This is a genomic window from Desulfonatronum parangueonense, from assembly GCF_054656975.1.
This window is the reverse complement of the sequence record NZ_BAAHXH010000003.1, coordinates 4,668,321-4,694,436: the sequence shown is the minus strand read 5'-3', so window position 1 is coordinate 4,694,436 and position 26,116 is coordinate 4,668,321. Positions and strand designations below refer to the sequence as shown.

Annotated in this window: 15 protein-coding genes; 3 read left to right on the top strand and 12 right to left on the bottom strand. The window is 57.3% G+C overall.

Annotation, left to right across the window (positions count from 1 at the left end):
- Positions 1–37: 37 nt before the first annotated feature.
- The 11 genes from ACYQ15_RS21060 to cls all read right to left on the bottom strand — a co-directional run bounded on the left by ACYQ15_RS21060 (position 38) and on the right by cls (position 17,391).
- Positions 38–2,713: a replicative DNA helicase gene (locus ACYQ15_RS21060; protein ID WP_459939430.1), complete on the bottom strand. Its 2,676-nt coding sequence runs from the start codon at positions 2,711–2,713 to the stop codon at positions 38–40.
- 19 nt (positions 2,714–2,732) lie between these two features.
- Positions 2,733–3,275 (bottom strand): 50S ribosomal protein L9, encoded by a 543-nt coding sequence (gene rplI, locus ACYQ15_RS21055; protein WP_459939429.1) that lies wholly within the window; start codon positions 3,273–3,275, stop codon positions 2,733–2,735.
- 14 nt (positions 3,276–3,289) lie between these two features.
- The gene (gene rpsR / locus ACYQ15_RS21050; RefSeq protein ID WP_092123523.1) at positions 3,290–3,547 is read right to left on the bottom strand and encodes a 30S ribosomal protein S18; all 258 of its coding nucleotides are present in this window, start codon (positions 3,545–3,547) and stop codon (positions 3,290–3,292) included.
- Positions 3,548–3,550: 3 nt separating this feature from the next.
- Positions 3,551–3,862: a 30S ribosomal protein S6 gene (gene rpsF / locus ACYQ15_RS21045; RefSeq protein WP_459939428.1), complete on the bottom strand. Its 312-nt coding sequence runs from the start codon at positions 3,860–3,862 to the stop codon at positions 3,551–3,553.
- A gap of 660 nt (positions 3,863–4,522) precedes the next feature.
- Positions 4,523–8,140 carry a PEP/pyruvate-binding domain-containing protein gene (locus ACYQ15_RS21040; protein WP_459939427.1) on the bottom strand — a complete coding sequence of 1,206 codons (3,618 nt, stop codon included), beginning with the start codon at positions 8,138–8,140 and terminating at the stop codon, positions 4,523–4,525.
- Positions 8,141–8,303: 163 nt separating this feature from the next.
- Positions 8,304–12,002: a pyruvate carboxylase gene (locus ACYQ15_RS21035; protein WP_459939426.1), complete on the bottom strand. Its 3,699-nt coding sequence runs from the start codon at positions 12,000–12,002 to the stop codon at positions 8,304–8,306.
- Positions 12,003–12,130: 128 nt separating this feature from the next.
- Positions 12,131–13,051, bottom strand: a complete 921-nt coding sequence (locus ACYQ15_RS21030) for a biotin--[acetyl-CoA-carboxylase] ligase (protein ID WP_459939425.1) — start codon at positions 13,049–13,051, stop codon at positions 12,131–12,133.
- A gap of 170 nt (positions 13,052–13,221) precedes the next feature.
- A complete protein-coding gene (locus ACYQ15_RS21025; RefSeq protein ID WP_459939424.1) occupies positions 13,222–14,616 on the bottom strand; it encodes an MATE family efflux transporter in 1,395 nt (464 codons plus the stop codon).
- Between the two features lie 26 nt (positions 14,617–14,642).
- Positions 14,643–15,044 carry a PaaI family thioesterase gene (locus tag ACYQ15_RS21020; protein ID WP_459939423.1) on the bottom strand — a complete coding sequence of 134 codons (402 nt, stop codon included), beginning with the start codon at positions 15,042–15,044 and terminating at the stop codon, positions 14,643–14,645.
- Between the two features lie 87 nt (positions 15,045–15,131).
- Complete coding sequence (locus ACYQ15_RS21015) at positions 15,132–15,743, bottom strand: YqaA family protein (protein ID WP_459939422.1); 612 nt, start codon at positions 15,741–15,743, stop codon at positions 15,132–15,134.
- 211 nt (positions 15,744–15,954) lie between these two features.
- Positions 15,955–17,391 carry a cardiolipin synthase gene (gene cls, locus ACYQ15_RS21010; protein WP_459939421.1) on the bottom strand — a complete coding sequence of 479 codons (1,437 nt, stop codon included), beginning with the start codon at positions 17,389–17,391 and terminating at the stop codon, positions 15,955–15,957.
- Positions 17,392–17,908: 517 nt separating this feature from the next.
- Here cls and ACYQ15_RS21005 point away from each other — a divergent pair.
- The 3 genes from ACYQ15_RS21005 to ACYQ15_RS20995 all read left to right on the top strand — a co-directional run bounded on the left by ACYQ15_RS21005 (position 17,909) and on the right by ACYQ15_RS20995 (position 24,253).
- Complete coding sequence (locus tag ACYQ15_RS21005; RefSeq protein ID WP_459939420.1) at positions 17,909–21,058, top strand: ATP-binding protein; 3,150 nt, start codon at positions 17,909–17,911, stop codon at positions 21,056–21,058.
- 351 nt (positions 21,059–21,409) lie between these two features.
- Positions 21,410–23,455 (top strand): methyl-accepting chemotaxis protein, encoded by a 2,046-nt coding sequence (locus tag ACYQ15_RS21000; RefSeq protein ID WP_459939419.1) that lies wholly within the window; start codon positions 21,410–21,412, stop codon positions 23,453–23,455.
- Between the two features lie 306 nt (positions 23,456–23,761).
- On the top strand, positions 23,762–24,253 hold the full coding sequence (locus tag ACYQ15_RS20995) for a chemotaxis protein CheW (protein ID WP_459939418.1): 492 nt from the start codon (positions 23,762–23,764) through the stop codon (positions 24,251–24,253).
- A 416-nt stretch (positions 24,254–24,669) separates the two neighbouring features.
- Here ACYQ15_RS20995 and pyk read toward each other — a convergent pair whose 3' ends face one another.
- The gene (gene pyk / locus ACYQ15_RS20990; protein WP_459939417.1) at positions 24,670–26,106 is read right to left on the bottom strand and encodes a pyruvate kinase; all 1,437 of its coding nucleotides are present in this window, start codon (positions 26,104–26,106) and stop codon (positions 24,670–24,672) included.
- Between the last annotated feature and the right edge of the window lie 10 nt (positions 26,107–26,116).

The following is a 26,116-nucleotide window of genomic DNA, read 5'->3' as shown; positions in this document are numbered from 1 at the left end:
AACTCGTTAAACAGAAACCACCAGACGTGGCATGCAATTACGAAGCGGACTGAAAACTTTCCGAAGGCGGAGGAATGTCCACAAGATTTTCGAAGGCAGTGAACGAGTCAAGATAAGCCAGCTCCACTTCCCCCACCGGACCGTTGCGCTGCTTGCCGATGATGATCTCGGCGATGCCCTTTTTGGGGTTGCCTTCCTGCTTGTTGTAAACTTCATCACGATAGATGAAGGCGATCACATCCGCATCCTGTTCAATCGCGCCGGAGTTGTGCGAGACAATCCCATCCGCGGCCAACCACGAAGCTGGTCCGGGTACGGTGAGATCGAAGACTTCCTCCTCGCCGCAGGGTTCTATGCAGTGAACCGTATCCCAGAACAAGTCGCTGGTACATTGTTTCAGCAAGAGATCATCTTTGAGTATTGCGGCATAGGACGCCATGACCGCACGCGAAGGCGCGAAACGAAAATGGGATGAGCCACCGTAGGCGGTTCCCCTCCGAGAGGCCATCTGCCGATGCGTAATGCCTTTTTCCTTCATCAGTCCGCGCACCCGGTTGAACCAGGACACCGGGACCGTGTCCACGTTTGTATTCCCGATGCCGTTCTCCAGGGCACGGATCATCTCCTCGGCCTGAACCTGCTTCTCCCCAAAACCACCGATGAGATCAAGAAACCTTTTCTGAAACTTTCGGCCGCTGACATGAACGGCGTACCAGGGCCTACAGTCTTTTCTTGTATAGCGCTGGGTCCTGGAGACGATCCCGAGACGGAGCAGGAGGGTCGAAACATCCCCTGCCAGATTGGGGCTGGAAGTGGAGAAATACAGGGAGGCTCTCTTTCCAATCCCGCTCGGCCGCAAGTGATAGCATCCGTCCGTAGCCCACAGGTGGCGCAGCAGGAGAGCTGTTTGTCCATTGGACAGTTGGAAGGCTTGGTCCGGGATCCTCTTTTCGTGGGAACGCTGTCCAAAAATGCCAAGGTCCCGGAGCCACTTGTTCACTCCCGCGGGTTTCCAGCGGTCGCCGTTCCCGCTGATCAGCAGTTGATGCCACATGCCGCGTCCTGGATAGCGCTTTACCGTGCAACCGAAGCATTCTACGGCTGCCTTCGTGACCAGTTCGCTGTTGGCCTCGGAACCTGTGGAGTAGCGCAGCGGTGATCCCTTCAAATAGCTTCCGTCACCAACAAGATGACCCAAAAGGGCCACTTGATGGTCATCCCAGGCTACAGTATCCCAAGGCTCGGGAATCACCCGAGCCAGGGCCATACGACTGCCGGTCCGGAGTTCAGAGACGCGAATCCAGCCTTCCTCTCCAAGAAAGCGGTGCTCTGCAGTGGCCCTGACGGACCGCCCACTGGTCAACTTGATCCGGTACACCGGCCTGCGGCCCACTGACCAGACGGCATCGCATGCAGCTGAAGCCATGCGGCCTTGGTCGTCCATGGCCACAACGTCCGCTGAAGCCCCAGCCAGCTCCCGCACGCTGATGCGCCGTCCGTCCGCAAGCTGGACGAGGGTGTCTCCGGTCACGCACTCCCGCAGATCCGAGAGCATGGGCCGGCGGTTGCTGCGGTCTTCGACCTTGCGGTTGAGCTGGGCCAGGGCGATCATGGGCAGATCGAGTTCCTTGGCCAGTCCTTTCAAGGTTCGTGAAATTTCGGATATTTCCTGTTCCCGGGAATCAATTCGCCGACTGGCCCGCATCAGCTGCAGATAGTCCACCACAACCAGTCCCAGCTTCTTCTCCGATTTCAGTCTCCGGCAGCGGGTCCGCAAGTCCAGGGTGCTCAGAGCCGGGGTGTCGTCGATGAAAATGGGCGCTTGGGAGAGGGCGTCCGCGGAATGATAGAGCCGCGCCCAGTCTTCGTCATTGAGGAAGCCGCGTCGGAACCGGGCCAGATCCACCTTGCCCCAGGCGCAGAGCATGCGCATCATCAATTGTTCCTTGGACATTTCCAGGGAGAAGATGGCCGTGGGCACGTCATGCAGCACGGCCGCCCGCATGGCGATGTTCAGGGCGAAAGCCGTCTTGCCCATGCTGGGCCGGGCCGCGATGATGATCAGATCGGAAGGCTGCAACCCGGCGGTCATTTCATCCAGCTTGTGATAGCCGGTGGGCACTCCCGTGACCAGCTCCTGGCGCTCAACCCGTTTTTCCAGATTCTCGAAAACCTGGTTGACCAGTTCCTTGGTCGTGGAAAAGACGTTTTTGATCTTCGCCTCGGAAATGGCGAATATGGAGGCTTCCGATTCATCCAGAACCTTGTCCACATCCTGGGCTCCATCGTGGCAGGAAACCACAATGTCCTGTGCAGCCTGGATAAGGCGGCGCAAAATGGCCTTGTCCCGGACAATACGGGCATAGGATTCGGCGTGGGACGTGGCGACAAGGGATTCCGTGAGCGAAGCCAGATACACCGGACCGCCGACCTGCTCCAGCAAACCGGCGTTCTGCAGGCTGTCCGCCAAGGTGACCAAATCGATGGGAACACTGCGCTGGTAAAGACTCAAGCAGGACTGGAAAATGCTGCGATGGGCCGGAGAATAAAAATCATCCTCTCCGACAATGTCGAGAAGCGTGTCGATGAGGCCGGGACTTAAAAAAATCCCCCCCAGAACCGCCTGTTCGGCTTCCAGGTTCTGGGGGGGGGTTTTTCCGGAAAGGGTTGCCCCCGATCCGGCGGGATGTGATTGTTTCTGTGATCGTGCCAAAACTGTTTCCCGCTATCGACTACTCCTCTGAACGTGCTTCTTCTGCTGCCGCTGAGGCATTCTCGTCGATGGCGCCGGTCACAGGTTCAGGGGAGGGCTGGCTTCCGTTGAGGGCGTCGTGGCTGACCACGGCAACCTGAAGCTGGGCCCGAATGTCCTGGTGAACCCGAACCTCGATGCTGTACTCGCCCAGAGCGCGCAACGGGTCTTCCAGCAGGATGTTCTTCTTGTCCACATCCAGTCCATGGTCTTTCTTGATCAGGTCGACGATGTTCGCGGAGGTGACCGAGCCGTAAAGCCGGTCGCCCTCCCCCACGCGTACGGGGATCCGCAGCGACACGGCGCTGATCTTGTCCGCCAGTTCCTGGGCGGAGAAGCGGATCGCATCGGCTTTTTCCTGCAGTTTTCTGCGCTCTTGTTCAAAGCGCTTCTTGTTGCCGGGAGTGGCCAGCATGGCCAACCCTTGCGGGATCAGATAATTCCTGCCGTATCCCGGCTTGACGTTGACAATCTGGCCGAGACTGCCCAGCTTGTCCAAATTGGTGCGCAATATGACTTCCATGATAATCTCCCTTCCTAGCTGATCCTTTTCATGGCATCCACGCTGTGCGTGGCCGTGTAAAACAGCAAGGCCATCTGGCGGGCGCGTTTGATTTCCGTGGTCAGTTCCCGCTGATGCTTTGCGCAGGTGCCTGTGACGCGCCGGGCAATGATCTTGCCCCGTTCGTTGACGAAGTCCCGAAGCAGGTCCGGACGCTTGTAGTCCATCTTCAGGTCCTTGGCAGCGCAAAATCGGCAGAATTTCTTTCGGGGAGTAAATTTACGAAATGCCATGACTTAGCTCTCCTTTGGTTCCTGGTAGGTGTCGGCCAGCTTCACGGAAAGAAACTTGTACACCCCGTCCGTAATGCGCAGATTGCGCTCCATTTCCGCAACCACCGTGCCGGGAGCCGTAAACTCCAGTCGGACGTAGTGTCCCCTGGTGTGCTTGTTCACCGGATAGGCCAAGGTGCGCATCCCCCAGTCGTCCTCCACCAGAATCTTCCCATTATCCCGCTCCACAATCGCGGTCATGTTGGCAAGAACTTCCTGGCGGCTCTCTCCCGTCATTTCCGGACTGAAGAGCATAAGTGTTTCATAGTGCCGCATTATCGTCTCCTCCTTGCGGTCAATTCGGCCCTGACCACATGGCCAGAGCAAGGAAAAACGGAATCTTTAACAGTGAATAATCAGGCATGTCAATTAATTTGACGAACTTCATCGATCTAAAGCGACCTTTGCCAGGAACACAGTTACCAGTTATCTGTTATCTGTTATCTGGATTCTCCTGACAACTGATGACAAAAAACTGAGAACAATTTCGTAACTATTCAGTACATGGTGTGCGATCTGCCTCCGATATCGGGGTCGGTGTCGGGGTCGGAATCGGTTTCGAAAAATGTTGAGAAGACCTATCCATGGCTTCGCCTGCGATCCCGATCTTGATACCGATACCGACTGCGATGCCAAAGTCCGCAGGGCAGTAGCATGCTGAACAGTTACACAATTTCTTGCATTCCGGGTCGGTAACTACTCAGCTTCAGAGCGGGAAGAGGGTTAGCTTAGCACAAACTTGTGGCAAGCATGATCTGGATTCCCGCCTTCGCGGGAATGACTTGTTTTTGCCGTCTCCGGAGCACTCATCCCCGCGAAGGCGAGTATCCAGCCCGGTTTAACTCGGATGAGCTGAGTAGTTACCCGGGTCGTATATAAAAAAAGGCCCTGCTGACAGGGCCTTTAAGCGAGATGTCCGGAAAATATTCGGATGGATCAGGGATTGTAAACTTCGCGCTGTTTCTGCAAGGCAGCAACCTGCTCTTCGTAGGACTGAAAACCGGAATGCCTAAGGGCGTCAAAAACGGTTTCCTCCCAATCCCAGTTGGCATAGATGACCGGCTTATGGAATAGCCGCCGGAATTGATCAATTTCCTGGCGATAGAATTCCTCTCGCGGCTTGCCGAGGTGATCCTGCAGCTGCTCATGCAGGCGGGTCATCTCCCCCTCGAACCAGTCCATCAAATCCTTGGCGGTTCGGTTCTTTTTCAGGATGTGGTCGTATTTGTTCTCGGCCATGATCTTGCGCAGACTTTCCAGGTGCTGCTCTTTCAACCAGGCACCGAGTTTTTCCACGGGAATGTTTTCAGCCTCAAGTTCCGCGACGTCCTTCTTGGTCTGAGCGTACGTATCCGGAACAACTGAAGCCGAGACAATTCCTGCTATGCAGACTAAGCCTCGAATGATCTTGCTGTTGGAAACGCCCTGTCCGCAGAAGCCGACTTTCTTTCCGAACTTCTGCCCCGTGAATATGGTGCTCAGAATGGCCCAGACCACGGCCGGATCTTCCTCGTCGTAGATGTGGCGCAGCCGCGGGTTGTCCCTGTCCGTGCCCAGGACCAACTGCGTCATGTCGTTGGAGCCGATGGAGAATCCGTCGAATTCCTGGATGAACTGCTTGGTCAGGATGGCATTGCTCGGAATCTCGGACATCAGAATGATCTTCATACCGTCGTCGCCGGACTTGAGGTTGTGCACCCCTTCCAGGTAGCGACGCATGCTTCGGGCTTCTTCCAGAGTGCGCACAAAGGGAAACATCAGGTTCAGGTTCTTGCCGCCGAACACGCCCCTGGCCAGCTTGAAGGAGTCGATTTCCCAGTCGTGAATATTGCGGGAAACGCCCCGATACCCGATCATGGGATTGTCTTCGTAGGCCTCAAAGAGCAGTCCGCCCATTAGGTTGCGGTATTCGTTGGTCTTGTAGTCCGTGGTCCTGTAGATGATTTCCCGGCCGTAGAAGGCCATGGAAAAGAGCGCCAGTCCCTGGGCCAGGGTCTGGACATAATGCTCTTTTCCGGATCGGTAGCCCTTGGAACGGATCAGTTCCTTGATCCGTTCGGGCAGGGTGCGCACTTCTTCCCGTTCCCGCTCCAGACCGGATCGCATGGCCACTTCCGTGCGCATTGCATTGATGCGGTTCATGATGTCCACCACAATGGGCTCGTCCTTGATCCGTTCGACGATGCCGCGAATGCGGTCTTCAATTTCCTGGCGCTGCTTGATCTTTTCCTCATCCTGCTCATTGGCCGCTTCCATGATGTCGGAAAAGCCCATGATGGTGATCACATGCTCGCGCAGATCCGGAGACGTCTTGAGCGTTTCCAGCTTGTGGGAAGCCAGTTCCAGATGGTCGTTCAGCTTGACGTCCAGATCCCGCAACTGCCGGTGAATGGCCAGAACCTGGTCCGTACCCTTGTCGCCGCCCTTTTCCGTGAGCGCCTCGATCTCCTTGCTCAGGCCGGTGACGATGCCCACGTACTGCCGCAGCTTCAAGTCAAAGGAAATGGTTCCGGAAACCAGCTGTTCGCGCACCAGTTTCGTCAGTTCGTTGTTCAGCTCTCGCAGCTTGTTGTCCACCAGGGACTGGAGCTGACCGTTGTCGTATGCTTCCAACGCCAGGGGATGAACGCCGACGCTGCCCAGCATGAACTCTGCCCGCAGCAGTCCGACCTCGAAATCCGGCATGTTCCGCAGTCGTGAAAGGAACAGGGCCTGGGTGACGTCGGCCAAAATCAGGCCGATCTTGGTCTTGGTAGGCGGCAAGGCGCTGACGTCGATCTCGCCGCCCACCTCGATCAGCGGCAGCAGACCCCGGTAGGCCCGGCCTCTGGAGCCGTCTACGGTGACTTCCTGCCCGTCCATGCCCTGCAGCGTCTCCAGGCGCTGGATGCCGATCACGGCGGGGATGCCCAGCTCCCGGGAGGTAATGGCCGCATGGCTGGTGTCGCCGCCGGCATCGGCAAGAATGGCGGAGGCGATGCGCATTCCGGGAACCATGTCCGGGTCGGTGCGATCTGCGGCCAGAATGTCGCCCTTGGTGATCTTGTTCAGTTCCAGGGCGGAACGGAGGAATCGGACGATCCCCTGCCCGGCCCCCCGGGAGGCGCCGTTGCCTTCCACTAGCAGATCGGCGTTCTTCAGGGCCTTGGGATCGACCTCCAGACGGCGCATGAAGATCGTGTACGGATGTTTTTCCAGCTCGTCGTTCCAGCGCGTCTCGGGACGGGCCTGCACGAACCAGAGGCGATCCCACTGGTCGATGCAGAACTCCGTATCCATGATCATGCCGCCGTAGCTCTTGCTGATGCTGCGCACGCCTCGAGCCAGTTCCTCGGCCTGAGCCAGGGAGAGCGACCAGCGATAGACCTCCTCCGGCGCGACATCAATGGTCACCGTTCCCGCGCCTTTTTCGGCGTAAATGATTTTCTTGGACTTGAAGCCCATGAACCGCAAGACGACCTCTTCCCCGTCATCGCGCTGGAAAACGTAAAACTTGTCCGGGGTGACCATTCCGCTGACCACGGCTTCACCGAGCCCGTAGCTGGCGTCGATGGAAACCAGGTCCTTATGGTCCGTGCCGCGGCATCCGGTGGAAGTGTCGGCGCTGAAGGCCGTTCCGGAGATGACCGGGTTGATCATCCGCATGATGCACACGGACAGCGAGGTATTTTCAATGGCCCATTCTTTCTTCGCGTTTTCGACGATGCTTTCGTCGCCGGTTCGTTCCGCCAGGGCCACCATGTCCAGGATCGCCTCCCGGCGGTAGGTCATGCTGCGCAGGTTGTAGGCCGAGGCGCAGTCCCACTGATAGGCGTCCACCACGGCCTGCTCCCCGACGATGTTCAGATAGGTGTCCTGAAGACCGGCAAAGGCTTTCTTGCGGCTGTCCTCGCCGGCCGCAGAGGATCGGACGGCAACGGGAACGTTCTCCAGACCGGCTTCCTTGCAGATCTCCCGGTAGGATTGGCGAATCGCTTCATCCAGGTCCTTGGGCAGCTCCACGCACAGGATGGCCACCTGCACCAGGACGGAGCGTTTGCGAAGCTGATCAATTCCTTCCGGAGAAACCGCGAACCCTTCCACGATGTTGTTGATGAAGGAACGCAGCTTGACCAGGCTTTGCGTGCTCTGCTGCGTTGTCTGAATCTTTTTCGCCAAGCGGCGTACGAAATGGCGCAAAAACTCCGGATCTTTGTTTATATCGGCGTCATTCCAGTTGATCCGGTCGTATTCCTTGTCCACGCTGGTCCGGATCAAGGCGGCGTTGACCTTGGTTTCATCCAACAGCCGGTGAAAAACAATGGAAGATATGGCCCGAAACTGAGGAGCCCGGATGTTCTCGACCTGGCTGATCAGGGCAGTATTGTAGTTTTTCCCCCCCACCAGCAGTTCCGCGGGTTCGCCAAGACTGACAATGTCTTCACCGGTGAGTACGAGTTTTTTCTCTACTGCCCGAACATCCACTTTTGAAGTCTGGGCGGATTTTATCTCTACTTCGGCAACGTCCGGGCTATCCTTCTTGGGCTTGGATTTATCCTTCTCTGCTTTGGCCATTATCAATCCTCCTTGACGACACGTTCCGGCTTAGGTCGGCGATTTCACTTCGCTTGAACAAGAAAACGGGTTCACAAGTCGCTTTTTTGGGCAAACTCGAAGAGTTCACCATGCAAATCCGATTATACCATTACCGTTTAGAGTGAACCTAAGTCAATCGCCATCATCCTTCCTGCCCGTGCTGAAGACCGCAAGAGGGGCAAAAATTCACTTCCTCCAAAGGCAGAGGAAATGAACATCCCGTGCATGACCGCGGCAGTTCGGTCAGTTCGATCAGCAACTCGCCTTCGCGCACCGGGACCATTTTCCGATCCTCGGTGAAGTTGGCGAATTTCAGGACGCGCTTGACCTGAGCATGCACCGGCGAAAGGATGGATTTTTCCTGTTTCATGACCGAAATATTGAACAATTCTTCGCCTTGCTGCACCACGTCGCCGGGTTTGACATGCATCACCCAGAGATCGCCGTTGCATGGAGAGCCGACATGGAAGGGATTGCCGAGGGTGGCCATTTCCATGCCTTCGCGAGTCTTGCCGGATGCTTCGGCAACCTTGACCTGATGGCTCATGAACTCGGAATCCAGAATGTAGCGCACCAGGCTCACGCCCTGGTCGTCGGGCTTTGAGATATCCAGAATGACCATGTTCCGCGGCTTCCCGTCGCTGTCCAGGAACTGGAGTTCCTGACCGGGTTGCAGTCCCTCGAACCAGACGTCCAGCGGCAACTGGTTCGGGTCGCCGAACCGATGCCGAAATTCTATGGTTTTCAGGGCATCGCCGGGATGGTTCAGGTAGTTGATGATCTCTTCGGGAGACGGTTCCCGCTTGATATGCTCGGTCAGGTTGCGAACTTCGGCGTCCAGGTCGATGTCGGTGATGCTATCCAGCGGCGACGTTTCCACGCGCTGGGCCAGAGCCTTGCGGTAGTCCGCGCCAAAGGCGGATTCGTAGACCCAGTCCGCGGGAAAACCCAGCGGCAGACGGCCGAACTTGCCCAACAGCAGGTTCCGGAAAGCGTCGTTGCTGTGTACATACAATTCCAGTCTATTCTTGCGCATTTCCGGAGTCAGGTCCGCTTCGGCAGTGGTGGTCACGGTATCCATGATATCCAGCATCCGGCGCACGGCCCGTTCGCCTCCCTGCTTGAATGCTCCGGTAACCGCAAGGAACGCCGTGTTCCAGGTAACCTGAGAACCAGGCGTCACGTCATGATAGCGCACGATTTTTCGTGTTCCGGCCAAAAACCGCAACATGTAGGGCAGGAGGTGGATATAGCCCTGCTGCAGGGCTCCTTCCTGAGATGAGGACGTTGCGCCGCCGGGCATGCCGTGATCCACGACGTCATGATCGATACCCTGAAAATAAGGCGCCGTGTATCGATCGTAATAGGGCATGATCTGCTTGAGGACAAAACCGCAGGTGCGGATCATCTCCTTGTTCAGGTTGGTCTTCAGGCCCATTTCATCCTCGATATAGGCCGCGGTGGAAAGCACCTCGCCCTGCCCGTACCAACGCACTGCGGCCCCGATCCCGGTGTCCACGATGTGCGCGCCGGCCTGGGCCGCGGCGCCGACGGAAGGAACGAACAAGCCGTCGGTGTAATGGCGGTGGTAGTGGACAACCAGCTCGGGATACCTGGATCGAATCGCTCCCACCAGCTCGCGCATGAACCGCGGCGGGCAAACGCCGGCCATGTCCTTGAGGCCGAGTATGAAGTGCCTGGAAGCCTTGGCGGGATCCATTCCGGAGACGTCCGAGACCAGTTTCACGATTTCGTCGACCACGCCGAGATAATGCGGAACATCGAACCCTTGGGCCCAGGACATGGAGATTGCCGGTTCAAAGATATGTTCCCGCGAACCAAGCACGACTTCCGCGAAGGGGCGCATGTTCTCGATGTGATTCAGGAAGTCGAAGCAGCGGATCACGTGGTAGTGTTCGCAGATCATCTCGCCGGTCAGGCGCATCATGTTTTTCGGCTGCGGTTTGTATCCCAAAACATTGGTGGAGCGGATCAGGATCAGCTTCATGGTCTTGGGCGCGAACTGATTCCACTCCTTCGCTTCGGTGAAGGGATAGGTCATGTTCGCCAGCATGGCCACGTGGTAGTGGGCTCCGCCGCCGTTTTCCAGGGCGAAAAAGCCGCAGTTGTCCAGGTAGGGGCCGATCAGACGATCCTCGGCCAACCGGAAGCGGTTGCCGCTGTTGGACTGGGTCAGGTCCCTGGTGGTGGTGTCCATGAAGTGAACGATTCCGGAATCACGAATATAGTCCAGAGTGGCCAGACGGTCGCCGCGGGGATAGGGTGAAACCTGGGCGGAGAAGTCGATTTCCGGCAACACCGGCTCGAACCGGCCGAGGCGCTTGTCCTCGCGGCCCCGATATTCGCCCAGCTGGACATAAGGATTGTACCCGTGAGCGGAGATCTCCGCCGTGAGGCGGGCCAGACGCAAAGCCTGGGCCTCCTTGTCCACGTACTGCAACAATTCCGGATTCTGGGCGATGAATTTGGTATCGTATTCGCCGGAGCGGAAATCCGGATGGAGCATGATCTGGCGATGGAATGGTATGGTCGTCTTGACTCCACCGACAATATATTCCCGAAGAGCCCGGCTCATGATGCCCAGAATCTTCTCCCAGTCCCGGCCGTAAGCGATGAGCAGGGACGCCGCGGAATCGTACTGGGCCGGAAACTCGTAACCCACGGAAACGCAGGAATCCACGCGTATTCCCTGGCTGCCGGGGGAAATGTACCTGGTGATGGTTCCGGAATTGGGGGAAAAATTCTGTTGCGGATCTTCGCAGTTGATGCGGACCTGCATGGCATGGTTGAAAGGTTTGGTGGTTTCCTTGGAGAAGCGCAGCTTGGAACCAAAGGCAATGGCGATCTGTTCTTCCACGAGATCAATGCCGTACCGGCATTCGGTGATGCCGTGTTCCACCTGCAGCCGCGTATTCACCTCGATCAGGTACGGCGTGGCATTTTCGTCCAGCAGGAATTCCACGGTGCACAGGGAATAGTATCCGACGCTGGTGGACAGTTCACAGGCGTACTTCTTCAATTGTTCCCGGATCTCCGGGGTCATTTTCTCCCAGGGCGACGGCGTGATCTCCACCAGTTTCTGGTGATTGCGCTGGACCGTGCAGTCCCGCTCGTCCAGGGCATGCGAGTTGCCGTACTGGTCAGCGACGACCTGGATCTCGATGTGGCGCACCGAGGTCAGCAACTTTTCAACATAGAGGCGGGGGTTGCCGAAGGAGGCCTCGGCCAGGGCCGATGCCTTGGAGAAAGCGCGCTCCAGCTGCTCGGGCTTATATACTTCGTAAATTCCGCGCCCGCCTCCGCCACCTTCGGCCTTGAGCATGATCGGAAATCCGAGGGAATAGGCGATATCCCTGGCCTCGGCCACGCTCACCGCGCCATCCGAACCAGGTACGACGGGTATCCCCAGCTTCTTGGCCAGATGACGAACTTCCACCTTGTTGCCCAAAAGATGCATGGCTTCGGGGGGGGGGCCGATGAACGTGATCCCGGCCTGGGCGCATTTCTCCGGAAACTCCTGGTTTTCGGAAGCAAAGCCCCACCCCGGATGGATGCCGATGACGCCGCGAGCCTTGGCCTTGCGGATGATCAGATCAATATCCAGATAGGCTCTTGGATTCTCGCCCAACAGCAACAGTTCCCGAGCACCGGCGGTAAAGGGCGCGGTTTTGTCCACGTCCGTCGCCGTCATGATCGGTATGGCCTGAAAAACTTCTTGAATGGAACGGACAATCCGTCGAGCGGGAATTCCCCGGTTCGCGACCAGAATGGGTTTCCCTTTAATTTCCTTGGCCACCTGTTCAAATGATTTTGTTGCCATCAGTTATCCTGTTCCTGGTTTTGCGGAATATACGCAAGGCATGGCTCCGCGATTAACGATTATACGCAGATGCGCGAAAATCATTGCAATGATTTCATTTCCTGAAGCATCAATAAAATCGACCACCCTCATAAGGCTAAACGCACTTCCCCGGATGCAAACCTGCGAACTCCTTCCGGACAGGATACGAGCAGGCTGCCGTCCGAAGCGATGCCGAGCAATTTGCCCTGAATGGCTCCCGGATCATGAGCATGGTCGAAAATGGAAATTTGCCGGCCCTTCCAAATGAGAATGTCCGAAAATAAGTGAACGAAATCCTCTGGTCGGAGTTCCGGTAGGACGTCTTGATACCAAGATCGGCTCTCGGATACAAGCTGTTCCCAGCACATGGCCGGACTGATTCGACCGTCCAGGGAACCTGCTTCCATTGCGGCATGTTCCCGCAGGTTCTTTTGCTCGGGAACAGCCGCCAGATTCAGTCCCAAACCGACGAGCACCGTCTCGCCCCGCTGTTCGGCCAGAATTCCCCCGATTTTTTTGCCGTTCCAAACCAGATCGTTGGGCCACTTCAAATGCACATCAAATCCAAAATGGGCCAACGAACGCGCCGCAAGCCATGCCGGCACCAGCGAAGTCAGACCGTCCCAAGGCTTGGGCAGGGTCGGCGTCCTCCAGGCCAGGTGCAGGTTGCCAGGCAATGACGCCCACGGTCGTCGAACCTGCCCACGACCCGACCACTGCTCCACGGCAATCACCGCATCCCATAGCGCCAGGGCGTCCCATTGCATCAACCTCCAGGCCAAATCCAGGGCCGAGGAACATGACCGAGCCAAGTAAACACGACCCTGCCCCCCCCCCTCTCCGGTCCAGCCTCCCAAGGCCGCATTGTCATTCGCAATCCGCGCATCAGACAATTCGTTCTTCCACCATGGCCCCCAGTGCTCCATGGACTGCTCCCAAACCGGATGCGCTGCAGCCATGGCTTGAGGATCGCTGCCCGCGAGCAGCTCCGGGATATCCGAGGAAAAGAGGAACACCGAACATGGCATAAATTCGACCTCAAGGAAAACAGCAATAATTTTGAGAAGAACCTATGGCTGCCACCCAGCCGGAACACTCATGCCTTAAACAATCTGAAAATCGCAATCGCAATCGCAATCGCAATCGAAATCGAAATCGAAATCGTTTCATTCCACATCCGACCGCCAGCCCACCCCACTCACGCAGCCGGAGCAATCCGTTTCTTGCGCAGGGCAAAACGCTGCCAGTTCCAGTACTGGTAGACATAGGCCACGCATAGAGCCTGTACGGCCATGGACAGAAACATGGCCAGCCAGATGCCGGTGGCATGGGTGAAGATCAGGTGTCCCAGGATGAAGGCCAGGGGAATACGCACCAGCCAGGCCGTGCCGCCCATTACCAGGCCCTGGTAGATGGTTGCGCCTGCGCCGGTCAGGGCGCCGCCCAGGATCATGGAGACCAGCAGAAACGGCATGGCGGCGAGGTTGTAGCGCAGATAGTTGACCGCCTCGTCCCGCACCTCCGGATCCGGGGCGACAAAGGCGGCAATGGGCTCCAGGAACTGCCAGAGAACCACGGTCAGGATGCAGATGACCAGCAGTCCCTGCCCGAGGATCCGGTAGCCCATGCGCTTGGCCTCTTCCGGCTTCTTGGCGCCGAGATAATGGCCCACCAGAATGCTCGCCGTGAAATTGAAGGCAAATCCCGGCAGGAACATCAAGGACTCCACGCGCATTCCGGCGCTCATCCCGGCCAGGGCGACCACGCTGCCCACGGGCAGGCTGGCGGTGATGGAAAACAGGGCAATATACGCCGAATGCCAGACCAGCTGCATCAGGCCCGCGGGCCAGGCCACCTTGAACAGATATGGCGCGGCGCAGCGGATCCATTTCCACGGGGCAAAACTGCGCCGGACCAGCAACCCTCTGCGCTGGAGGATCCAGACATTGAACAGCCCCCCTGCCAGCACCGAGCCGAAGGTGCTCCAGGCCAACCCCTTGTACCCCAGCTCCGGAAAGCCGAACATGCCCAGACCCAGGGCAAAATCGCCGAAAGTGTTCAACGCCGCCACGATCATCATGCCGTACAGCGGATACAGGACCAGCTGCTGGGCGCGCAGGATCGCGTTGCCGATAATGAACAGGTAATAGGCCGGCAATATGAACAGATAGACGCTGAGCAGGTACGTCATGATGGGCAGCAGGCTTTCCGGCGTCTGCAGGATCCGGATCAGGGTTCCCTGGAAACCAAACCCGAAAACCAGCAGCAAGGCCCCGAACACGGCCGCCGCCTGCAGACTCAGCCCGACGTATCGCTGGACCCGGTGCGTCAGTCCGGCGCCGTAGGACTGGCTGATGGCCGCCACGCTGCCGTTGCCCACGGCAATGGCCACCACCAGAAAAATGAAAAAGGACTGGCTGACCATGCCCATGCTGGCCTGCACTTCCCGGCTGATCCGTCCGGCCACCCAGACATCCACGAAGCCGATCAGGAAGTGAAAAAGCATCATCAACACCTGGGGCCAGGCAAGCAGCCAGATGGTCCTGGTCGGCGACGCCTTGGGATCGAAGGGAAGCGACGGCTTGGTAGGCATTGCGGCCACGCCTCCTTTTCCCTGATTCAGCAAGGTAAATCTTCCTTCTTGCGATACGCCATCGCCTGCATCGAGGCCACGAGGTTGTCCGACGCATCACGCACTTCCACAAGATAGCTGGCCAATCGCCTGCTCCGTGAAAGTTCCCTTGCCGTTGCGAGGAGCGTTCCGGAGGAGACGGGTTGGTGATAGTGCATGCTGGCCTGCACGCCCAGCGCCACAGTGCCATGGGAGTTGGAGGCCGCGGCAAAGGCCAAATCCGCCAATGCGAAGAGCGTCGCACCGTGGGCCATGCCGAGGCTGTTGACGTGCTCCTGGGCCAGTACCATCCGAGCTGTGGCCGTACCAACTCCTACGGCAACGATCTCTATCCCGAGATGACGGGCCAGCCGGTCGTTTTCATTGATGTAACATTGAACTTTTTCCATTATGCTTCCGTCACGGACTGACACAGGTTTTGCCTGTCCGCATATCTTGGCTGCAATACCAGCCACCAGCCACTCACCACTAATGTGCTACACCATTTTCAACAGGACAAACCCGCCAACCAGGAGCAGTGTGAATATGATAGCCAGCAGATTGAAATACTTGTCGATGAACAAGGTGATCTGCGCTCCGAATTTCCAGATCAGCCAGGCCACGAGAAAAAAGCGGGCAGAACGGCCGACCAGGGAGGCCAGGATAAAGGGGACCAGGGAAATGTTGAAAGCCCCTCCTGCAATGGTGAAGACCTTGAACGGCAACGGAGTGAAACCGGCTGTAAAGACGATCCAGAAATTCCACTGCTCGAACAGTCCCTGGACCACGTTGAACTTGTCCACGGTGAAGCCGGGCACGTTGTTGAAAAAAAACTGGGCCAGGGCCGTAAACTCTCCGCTGATGGTCCACCAGGAAAAGTAGCCGATGCCGTAACCAAGAAGCGCACCGGTGACCGAGGCAATGGAGCAGACCGCGGCAAAACGAAAAGCATTTTCCCTGGCTCCGAGAATGAGCGCAATCAGCAGCGGATCTGGTGGAATAGGAAAAAATGAGGACTCAAAAAACGCGAGCACGAAAAGGGCCGCCGTTCCGTAGGGAGTGGCGGCCCAGCTCAAGACCCAGTCATAAAGCCTGCGCAGAATGTTCACGACAATTCAACTCCCGGGACGAATGCAAATCGGCTCGCAATCCGCCTGTTTTTGATGATGAAGACAAATGATGAAAAAGATGCACTTCAAGGCGATATTTCCCTTCACGTCAAGCTGTGTGAGCCATGAAACCGGGACGGATTTCCTCTCCCGACTGGCTTGCCCTGGCCATGAAACCCTTTCCGGTAATATGCGGCATGGAAGTACTGAACTACAGAAGCGGACTGAAGACCTTGGCTATGGCCTCCAGGAGTCGGCGGGGAAAAGGCCTGCGAGTCCAGGTTGCCGGATCGACCTTGTGTGAGCGGGATCGGTAATCGCTTTGCAGTTGGCGAACCGTATACAGAAATTCCTGATCAAAGAGAAACAGGACAACTTCCAGATTCAGATAAAAGGAACGGATGTCGAAATTTGCCGAACCGATCATGGCCATGGTGTCATCCACGCGCAGCAGCTTGGCATGGAGCATACCCTCATGAAACAGGTACACGCTCGCACCGTGTTCCATCAGGATGCCGCAATAGTGATAGCTGGCCAGGTCCACCATGGGATGATCGCTGCGCTGAGGCAGGATCAGATCCACTTCGACTCCTCTGCTCACCGCCAATCGCATTGCCGTCAGCAGACCTTCATTGGGAATAAAATACGGTGAAGTGATTACCACTTTGCGTTGCGCGGAATTGATGGCCAGGATCAGCAGATCCTGAAATCCCTCGGTGGGTTTGTCCGGTCCCGTGGGCACCACCTGCAAGGCCACCCCCCCTTCTTCAACCGCGGCGGGATAGAGCGTCATGCAATCCAGGGCCTCCCCGGTTTCCAGATACCAGTCCTCCAGGAACACGGCCTGCAGTTGTCGCGCACTGGGTCCTTCTATGCGTACCATCACGTCATGCCAGGCTCCGGCCTTGCGATGCCCGAAAACCGGTTCCACGATGTTCTGGGAACCGGCGTAGGCAATGCTTCCGTCGATCACCGCCAGCTTGCGATGATTGCGGATATCCAGGCGAGCCAGACGCATCCGCAGCGGATTGGCGGTCAACCCTGCCACCACCTGCACGCCGTGCAGTTGGAGTATCGCTCCAAGACCGCCGAACATCCCTCTGGAGCCGACCATGTCCGCCAGCACGCGGCAGCGAACTCCACGGCCGGCGGCACGGACCAGGGCGTCGCCCACTGTTCTGCCCATGGCGTCGTCGCGAAAAATATAGAAAAGCAGGTGCACATGATGCCTGGCCTGGTCGATGTCCTGGACCAGCCGCCGCACCACGTCATCGATGTCCGCCAGCAGAAGGACCTTGTTGCCGCCCAGCAGGGGCATGCCCCCATGATGTTCGGCCTGTTGCAGCAGGATTTCATAGTCCTCACGAACCCGGACATTGTCGAATTCCGGCAGGCTGGCATGAAGCCGGTGAACCGCGTCAAAGGCCTTATGCCGCTTCATACGACGCCGCACCCGCAAAAAGCCGATGCTCTGCTCCCCCAGCAGCAGATAGGTGATCAGCCCCAGCCACGGCATCACGAAAATCACGGCCAGCCATGCCAGGCATGTCGCCGAATTCTTTTGCCGCATGGCCACCACGGGAATCATGATCAACCGAATGACCCAACCGCTTAAGTTCAGGAAAAGAGAAAACTCGACCAGGAGCACCTCACCCTCCATCCGCTGTAACGATATGGCATGCCTTGATCCGACATGACACTCGCCTTGTCCTGGAAAAACCACGCGTCCGCATCAGCTCAAGCTTACCCGAAGGTGTTGCGAGGCCGAAAAATTGAGACGAACCGGAATACAGTCAAGTAATTACCCCAAATAGGTACTATTCAGCACATACACTATGGTTACTCGCCAGAACTGGATTTCGGCTTTCGCCGGAATGACGTATCATAGCCACATCCTTTCCAAGTTAAGTCATACCTGCGAAGGCCGGCGCTATCGCTATCCAGTCCGATTTTTCTCGGTTGAGCTGAGTAGTTACCCAAAATATAACAAAAACTCGCTCTGCGCCATAACAATCAACTTAAACACAACATATTAGAATTTATCAATAAAGATAAATATTCAACCTCTAAGATGATTTACAAGCTTTTCAAAATATACCACATGAAAATTACTGATACACGTAACCGGAAGGTGCCCCATACTCATCTCGAACTTTGGAACCCGCTTGCGGTTTATTCGCTCCATGGCAAACCTCAGCCAGGCCGAACTTGCCCGGAGCATTGGCGTGTCCACGCAGCACGTCAGCCGGATCGAACTGGGGCAGGTTTCGCCTTCGTTTTCCCTGCTGTCCAACCTGTGCGACGTTCTGCAGATAGCACCGGTAAACTTGTTTCTTTTTCCAGCCGAAAACGCCCTGTTCTCTCCTGACCAAACCGAAGACAGCTCTCCCCTGCACCACCGCCGGAATCTGCTGGCCTGGACCGGATTCTGGAAAATCGACCTTCCTGAACAAAAATTCACCTGGTCGAACTCTCTCTACATTCTCCTGGGCTATTCCCCCTACTCGGTCAAACCAACCCTGCGCCGCTTCAGCGGTCATGTCCTTCCGGATGATCGGGCCCTGTTCACGGAACGATTCGAGGAAATCCTGCAAGGTCTGCCGACACAGGATCTTTTCTTCCGGTTCCGCCGCCGGCAGGGTGGAGTTCGCCAGGCCCTTCTTCGGGTCGACGACCTGCAGCCCCGGACGTCTTCGAGCAGGGAGATCTGCGCCTGCATTCTGGACATTACTGAATGGCACGTTCTGGAAAATGCCCTGCTGCAGAACAAACTCCAACTGGAGGAACATGTTCGGGACAGGAACCTGGAGCTGTCCCTGGCCATTGAGGAATACCGCAAGGAACTCGACCAGCACAAAAAGCTGGAACAGGAGCTGCGATTGGCCGCCCGTTCGGCTGCCGTCATTCATGAGGCCCAGCGCGTTTCCCGGCTCGGAATCTGGGAATGGGACGGGTACAGTTCGGATATCAAGGCCTGCGACCTGTTCCACCAGATTCTGGGTTTGGACCCGACTCCAGAGCCCGAACCGGGTCCGCGAGTGCCGCCGACGCCGTCCCTTGCGGTCCGAACCATTGCTTTTCAACAATTTCAGGCGGCCTTTTCCGCACGGGAATGGAACCGGCTCCGCGAGACCATCCGAAAAAGCATGGCCATTCATGCTCCCTTCGAACTGGAACTTGAAGTCGTCCGACACGACGAGGAATGCGGTCATGTTTTGGTCCAGGGCTCACCAAGGCATGAGATCGGAAAGCCCGGGTTCATCGGCACGCTTCGCGATATCACGGAAATCTCGCAACGTGAGCAGGACCTGCGCGAAAAAATTTCCGAACTGGATACGTTTTTCAGCACTGCCATGGACCTGCTCTGCATTGTCTCCACCGAAGGCTATTTTCAGTTGCTGAACCCGGAGTGGGAACTGGTTCTTGGTTATCCGCTCAAGGAAATTACCGGAAGACGATTGCTTGATTTCGTCCTTCCTGAAGACCGTGCCGCGACCAGTCTGGCAATGCGGGACCTGCTGACGGACACCAGGCTCAAAAACTTCGTGAACCGATTCCAGACCAGGGACGGGGGGATTCGCTGGCTGGAATGGCGGGCCTGCCTGGCCAATGGATTGATCCATGCCGCCGCGAGGGATGTGACGGAGGTCAAGCTGGCCCAGGCCGAACTCACCGCGGCCAAACAGGCAGCGGAAACGGCCAACAAGGCCAAGAGCGATTTTCTGGCCCACATGAGCCATGAAATCCGTACTCCGTTGTCCGGAATCATGGGCACTCTGGAAATGCTCATGGACAGCGCCGACGACAACTCCCGCACCCCCATGCGCATGGTCATGGACGCAGCCCATTCCCTGGTCGGAATCATCAACGACATCCTCGATCTTTCCAAGATCGAGGCGGGCAAGCTGGAGTTGAACATCGTCCCTGTGGACATCAGGCAACTCATCCGTTCCTGCCTGGATATCTATGAACTGGAAGCCCAAAAAAAGGGCCTCAAGCTGAAACCACGGGTTGCCGATTCCGTGCCTGTTTGGATTCAGGCCGATGAACTGCGGTTGTCCCAGATCCTGCGCAACCTTGTGAGCAATGCGGTCAAATTCACCGAGCAGGGAGCCGTGGATGTCGATGTGGAGGTCGAGATCGGCGATCCAACGGCTGATCGGCCCACGCTGCGCCTTCGGGTGGCGGATACGGGACCGGGAATTGCTACGGAATTCCTGCCGCGCATCTTCGATGCCTTTGCCCAGGACGGATCCACCCGGGCCATGGGACACAAGGGAACGGGGCTTGGAATGCCTATCAGCAAAAACCTGGTCGAAATGATGGGCGGAACTATCCACGTCGCGAACAATCCCTCCGTCGGATGCACCTTCACAATACAACTGCCCTTCTCCATTGCTGACAATTCCCTGAAGGCAAGTTCCCCGATGGTGGAACATCCGGAACAGAAATCCAGCCCCAGGATACAGGACAAGGGCATAGCCGAACTGCCTCCGCTGCGCGTTTTGCTGGTGGAAGACACGGAAACCGTCCGGATTTTCATGCGTTACATCCTGGAACGGGCCGGCCATCACGTGGAAACCGCGAGCAATGGAATGGAAGCTCTGGAATTGATGGCTGCAGCACCGGCGCAAACTCCATTTGACGTTATTTTGATGGACGTCCGAATGCCGGTCCTGGATGGATTGGAGACAACACGGCGCATTCGGCGTTTGGAAAGTACGGCAGCGGAGTACGGCTTCGGGAAACGCACCCCCATTATCGCCCTGACAGCCCATGCCATGGCCGAAGATCACCAATCCTGCACAGATGCGGGAATGGATGCGGTGGTGATCAAACCACTGAACCGGGATTCTTTTTTTCAAACTCTCCAGGATGTTGTAACCAGATTCAAATCCGACGCTGCTTTGGGGAACAATATTGAGCCGCGATCTGATGCGTTGAAGTCCACTCCGGATCCCTCCGCCCTGCCCCTGGTGAACGAGGTTCTCGGCATCAGCCAATGTGACGGGGATGCAGCGCTTTGGTTTGACCTGCTGCATCGATTCGTCGATACTGAAGCTCCCAACTTTCGTATCTCGTTACAAAACGAATCCAATAACATGAATTATGAGGAGCTTTCCGGCATTGCCCACAAAATTAAAGGCATTGCCGCAATGCTGCATCTGCCCCGCTTGCTTCAGAATGCCGCAATGCTGGAACAAATGGCCCGAAAAAATAAAGCGCTATCCGTCGCGGACGGAATCAAGGACGTTTTGCAGTCTATTGCCGAACTCGAAGACTACGTATATGTCAATCGAATCAATACCCGGTAACTTTTTTGATGTTGCTTGCTGCTTCCGTAACTACTCAGCAGTTCCGGAGAAAAGATCTGTTATTCTGACTTCCATATTTTCTCCACTGGTAACTACTCAGCTCATCCGCGAATGATTCAGGCTGGATAGCGATAGCGCCGGCCTTCGCCGGTATGACTGACACAAAGCGACATAATACGCGATGTCATTCCGGTGAAAGCGGGAATCCAGTGCTGGAGGATGACCCATACACCGTGTTGCTGAATAGTTGCCTCCACTGTTTTCTGTCGAGTGCGGATCCTTTCGCACCCGACTCTGATAAAACGAACACTCAACCAGCCAACCAATGTACAAGCATGATGGGAGGAAGCAATGAAGAACATTCGGCTCGGGGTTAAACTTGTCGGCGGATTTGCCGTTGTGGCGTTAATCGTTTTCATCGTGGGCGCTTTCGGATGGTGGGGCGCGAACAATCTGACAGGACATATCGAAGAGGTGGGCACGGTCCGCCTGCCCAGCATCCAGACGCTGCAGGACATCGAAAAGGAATACGAATCCCTGCGCGTGGCCCAGCGCACCCTGCTGGTGCCGGGACTTGCCCCGGCAGACATGCAGCGCCAGTTCGACAACCTGCTCCGCCAGCGCAACGACATCGCAAGACTGCGCGACGAATTCGAGGCGCTCCCGGCAACGGCCGAAGAAGCGGCGCTGTGGCGCCAGACAGCGGCTGCACTGGACGCCTGGAGGACGGTCAACGACCGGTTCATCGAAATGGGCAGGGAGTTGCAGCGCACCGGCATCAGCAATCCCGCCAACCTGCGGGCCAACCTGCAACAGTTCCGCGGCGATCACCATGCCGTGATGGGCAACGTGTACGCCCTGATCACCCGCGGCGTGCAGTTCGACGGCGGAGACGATCCCACGGCCTGCAACTTCGGCCGCTGGTTGGCCGGTTTCCGCACGGAAAACGCCCGCCTGCTGGACATCCTGCGGCGCATGCCCGCATCGCACAATCCCTTCCACTCCTCCATCGGCAACATCAAGCAACTGGTCCGAGACGGCGACACTGCCGCTGCCAATCAGGTTCTCGTCCGGGAAACAATACCCGCGGCCGAGGAAACCTTTGCCCGCTTCGACGAACTGATCGCCATCGCCCAGGAGGCGGAATCCATTTTCGAGAGCATGACCCAGACGGCCATGGTTGAAGTGCGGGAACGTCAGGGCGAAGCCCTTAGACTGCTCACCCAGGTCCTGGAGTTGAACGAACGGTATACCGAAGAAGCCGTGTCCGCTGCCCAGACGGACGCGGCCCAGGCCCAAGTCGTGGCCATCGCCGGCATTCTTATCGGGGTCATCCTGGCTCTGGCTCTGGGCATCATCCTGACCCGGGCCATCACCAACCCGGTTTCCAAGGGCGTGCGCTTTTCCGAGGAACTGTCCACGGGCGAACTGGACGCGCATCTGGAAGTGGATCAAAAAGACGAAATCGGTATTCTGGGCAAGGCCATGCAGGAAATGCAGGGCAAGCTGCGCCAGATCGTCGGCGAGGTGAAATCGGCCTCGGAGAATGTGGCCTCCGGCAGCGAGGAACTGTCCGCCTCCGCGGAACAGATGTCCCAGGGCGCCACGGAACAGGCCGCGGCCGTGGAGGAAGTATCCTCCAGCATGGAGCAGATGACCGCCAATATCCGCCAGAACGCGGACAATGCGGCCCAGACCGAAAAGATCGCCCTGAAGGCGGCCCAGGACGCCCAGGAAGGCGGCAAGGCCGTGTCCCAGACCGTGACGGCCATGAAACAGATCGCCGAGAAGATTTCCATCATCGAGGAAATCGCCCGCCAGACCAACCTCCTGGCCCTGAACGCGGCCATCGAGGCGGCCCGGGCCGGGGACGCGGGCAAGGGTTTTGCCGTGGTGGCCGCGGAAGTGCGCAAGCTTGCGGAGCGCAGCGGCAGCGCGGCCTCGGAAATCAGCGAGCTGTCCGCTTCCAGCGTGCAGGTGGCGGAGCAGGCCGGGGAGATGCTGGTCAAGATCGTGCCGGACATTCAGCGCACGGCAGAGCTGATTCAGGAGATCAATGCCGCCAGCCGTGAGCAGAGCATCGGCGTGGAGCAGATCAACAAGGCCATCCAGCAGCTGGATCAGGTCATCCAGCAGAATGCTTCGGCCGCCGAGGAAATGGCCTCCACCTCCGAGGAACTCTCCAGCCAGGCCGAGGAACTGCAGGCCACCATGGCCTTCTTCAAGATGGGCAGTGATACCGGAGTATCCTCCCGCCGCGTCCAGAAACCGCGCAGGGCAGGAAACATGCTCGGCGGCTCACAAGCGGCGATAGCGTCCAAACCCGCAAAACCGGCCAAATCACAGGGGTTTGCCTTGGATATGGGCAAGGAGGACGAAGAGTTCGAGAAGTTCTAGTAGTTTGGGAACCTTCTCGGTAACTGCAAAAACTTGCAACAAGCATGGCCTGGATGCCCGCCTACGCGGGCATGACGTTGCTTGAAAACAGCTTACTCATTGAAGTCATTCCCGCGAAGGCGGGAACCCAGTTTCCCAAGCTACTCGCAAGTTATGTTTCAACATTTTGCAGTTACTCTTCTCGGCAAGAATGGAACTAGGGGTGCGGCTCACACAACCTTCAGGGCGAACGGCGTGAACCGCACCCCATAAATTTCGTGATGATTGAAAACCGCTACTGCTGCACCCTAAAGCCGGAGAGGCAACATGAATGAAAAATTCAGCACGACGTTGAACCAGTACCTGACCTTCACCCTGGACAGGGAACTCTATGCCATGGACATCGCCAAGGTCCGCGAGGTTCTGGAATATACGGACATCACGCGGGTTCCGCGTACGCCGGATTTCCTGCGGGGAGTGATCAATGTCCGCGGTCGGGCCGTGCCCGTGGTGGACATGCGGCTCAAGTTCGGCATGACCAGAACCGAAGAAACCGTGAACACCTGCATCATCATCGTGGAAGTGGATGTGGACGGCGAGAACACCATCCTGGGAGCCTTGGCCGACTCGGTCCAGGAAGTCTTTGACCTGGAACCGGATCAGATCGAACCGGCCCCTCGTCTGGGCACCCGCATCAAGACCGAATTTATCGAGGGCATGGGCAAGAACGGCGAACAGTTCATCATCATTTTGAACATCGACAAGATCTTTTCCGCCGAGGAACTGGCCATCGTCAAGGACATGGAGGAAGCGGCCTGATCTCTGGCCATCCGCATCGGGTAACTACTCAGCTCAGGTTGAAAAAAGGTAACTACTCAGCTCATCCGAGAAACTCAGACTGGATAGCGATAGCGCCGGCCTTCGCCGGTATGACTGAACTTGGAAAGGACGTGGTATGATACGCCATTCCGGCGAAAGCCGGAATCCAGTTCTGGCGAGTGACCACAGAGTATGTGTTGAATAGTTACGAAAAAAGATAGCTTTTCAAGAATTGCGGCAAGCATGACCTGGATTCCCGCCTTCGCGGGAATGACTTGTTTTTTAATGCCGTCTCCAAGTTCAGTCATACCCGCGAAGGCGGGTATCCAGCCGTTTTTAATCAGGTGAGCTGAACAGTTACTGCATCATTAATCATCGCGGGCGAAGCGTTCCTGCTTCGCCCGCACCTCGCGACCCTACTTCACGTAAATCTTCACCAGATTGGTGGCCGTGCGCTCCTGGCGGGGTTTGGGTTGTCCCGCAGTGATCACCACGGCCTCGCCGGTGGCGAATTCCCGGCAGCTGTCCACGAAATATTCCGTCCTGTCCAGGTGATCCGAAAGCTGCTCCTTGACCGGGTACGGCAGCACTCCTTTGGAAAAATTCAGGAACTGGCGGACCAAAGGCTCGGTGCTCAGGGCATACAACGGCTGCTCTGGCCGGCAGGCGCTGAGGTGGCGGATGGTGGCGCCGGACATGCTGTGGGCCACCAGAGCCCGGACTTTGGCCTTTTCGGCCAGCAGACAGGCGGCATAGGCCAGAAACCAGGCCGGATCGCTCTGGTCCCTGGGGGCAATGGGTCCTGGATTGTGCCGGGCGGCAAATTTCTCCGCTTCGTTCCCGATCTGGTTCATCTGCCGTACCGTTGCCAGGGGGTAATGCCCAACGGCCGACTCCTCGGAGAGCATCACGCAGTCCGTGCCATCCAGGATGGCGTTGGCCACGTCCGTGATTTCGGCCCGGGTCGGCACGGGGTTCTCCACCATGGAAAGCAGCATCTGCGTGGCCACGATCACCGGTTTCCCGGCCTGATTGCAGGCCTTGATGATCTCCTTTTGCAGACCTGGCAGCGATGCCAGGGGGCATTCCAGCCCCAGATCGCCGCGGGCGACCATGATCCCGTCCGCCAGCTTGAGGATTTCCTGCAGGTTCTCCACGGCGTTCAGGCGCTCCAGCTTGGCGATCACCGGCACCCGATGTCCAAGGCGTTCCATTTCGTTGATCAGGGATTGGACGTCCTGGGCATCCTGGACAAAGGACAGAGCCACCACGTTCACGCCCAGTTCCAGGCCATAGGCCAGATCCTGACGATCTTTCGGGGTGAATGCGGGCAACGGGCTGACCTTGCCGGGAAAGGCCACGCCTTTTCTGGATGCCAGCAGACCGGAATTGAGCGCCTTGAGCCGGACGGCATGGGCGTCGATCTTCTCCGCCACATTGAACTGCAGCCCGCCGTCGCTCAAGGTCACGGTATCGCCGACAGCAAGCACCTCCAGCATTTCCGGGTGGTCCAGATCGATCCAGCGCGCCTTGTTTCCTTCAAGAGCCGCCCCGTGCTCGTTTTGCTTGCCTGGAAGCCCCATGATCAGCTGATCGTCCTTGAAGACGTCCCAGGGTGCGTCCTTGATTTCGCCGATCCGGATCTTGGGACCGGAAAGGTCCTGCATCAGGCTCAGGGAAAGATCCATCTCCGCTTCCAGAGCCTTGAGCCGGCCGATCACCATTTCAAAATAGGCCCGGTCCCCATGGGAGGAATTAAGTCGAAAAACCCGCACCCCCTGTTCGATCAGCTTGCGCAACATATCCTCACTGTCTATGGCCGGACCGACAGTGACCACAATTTTCGTCTTCATGGAACACCCT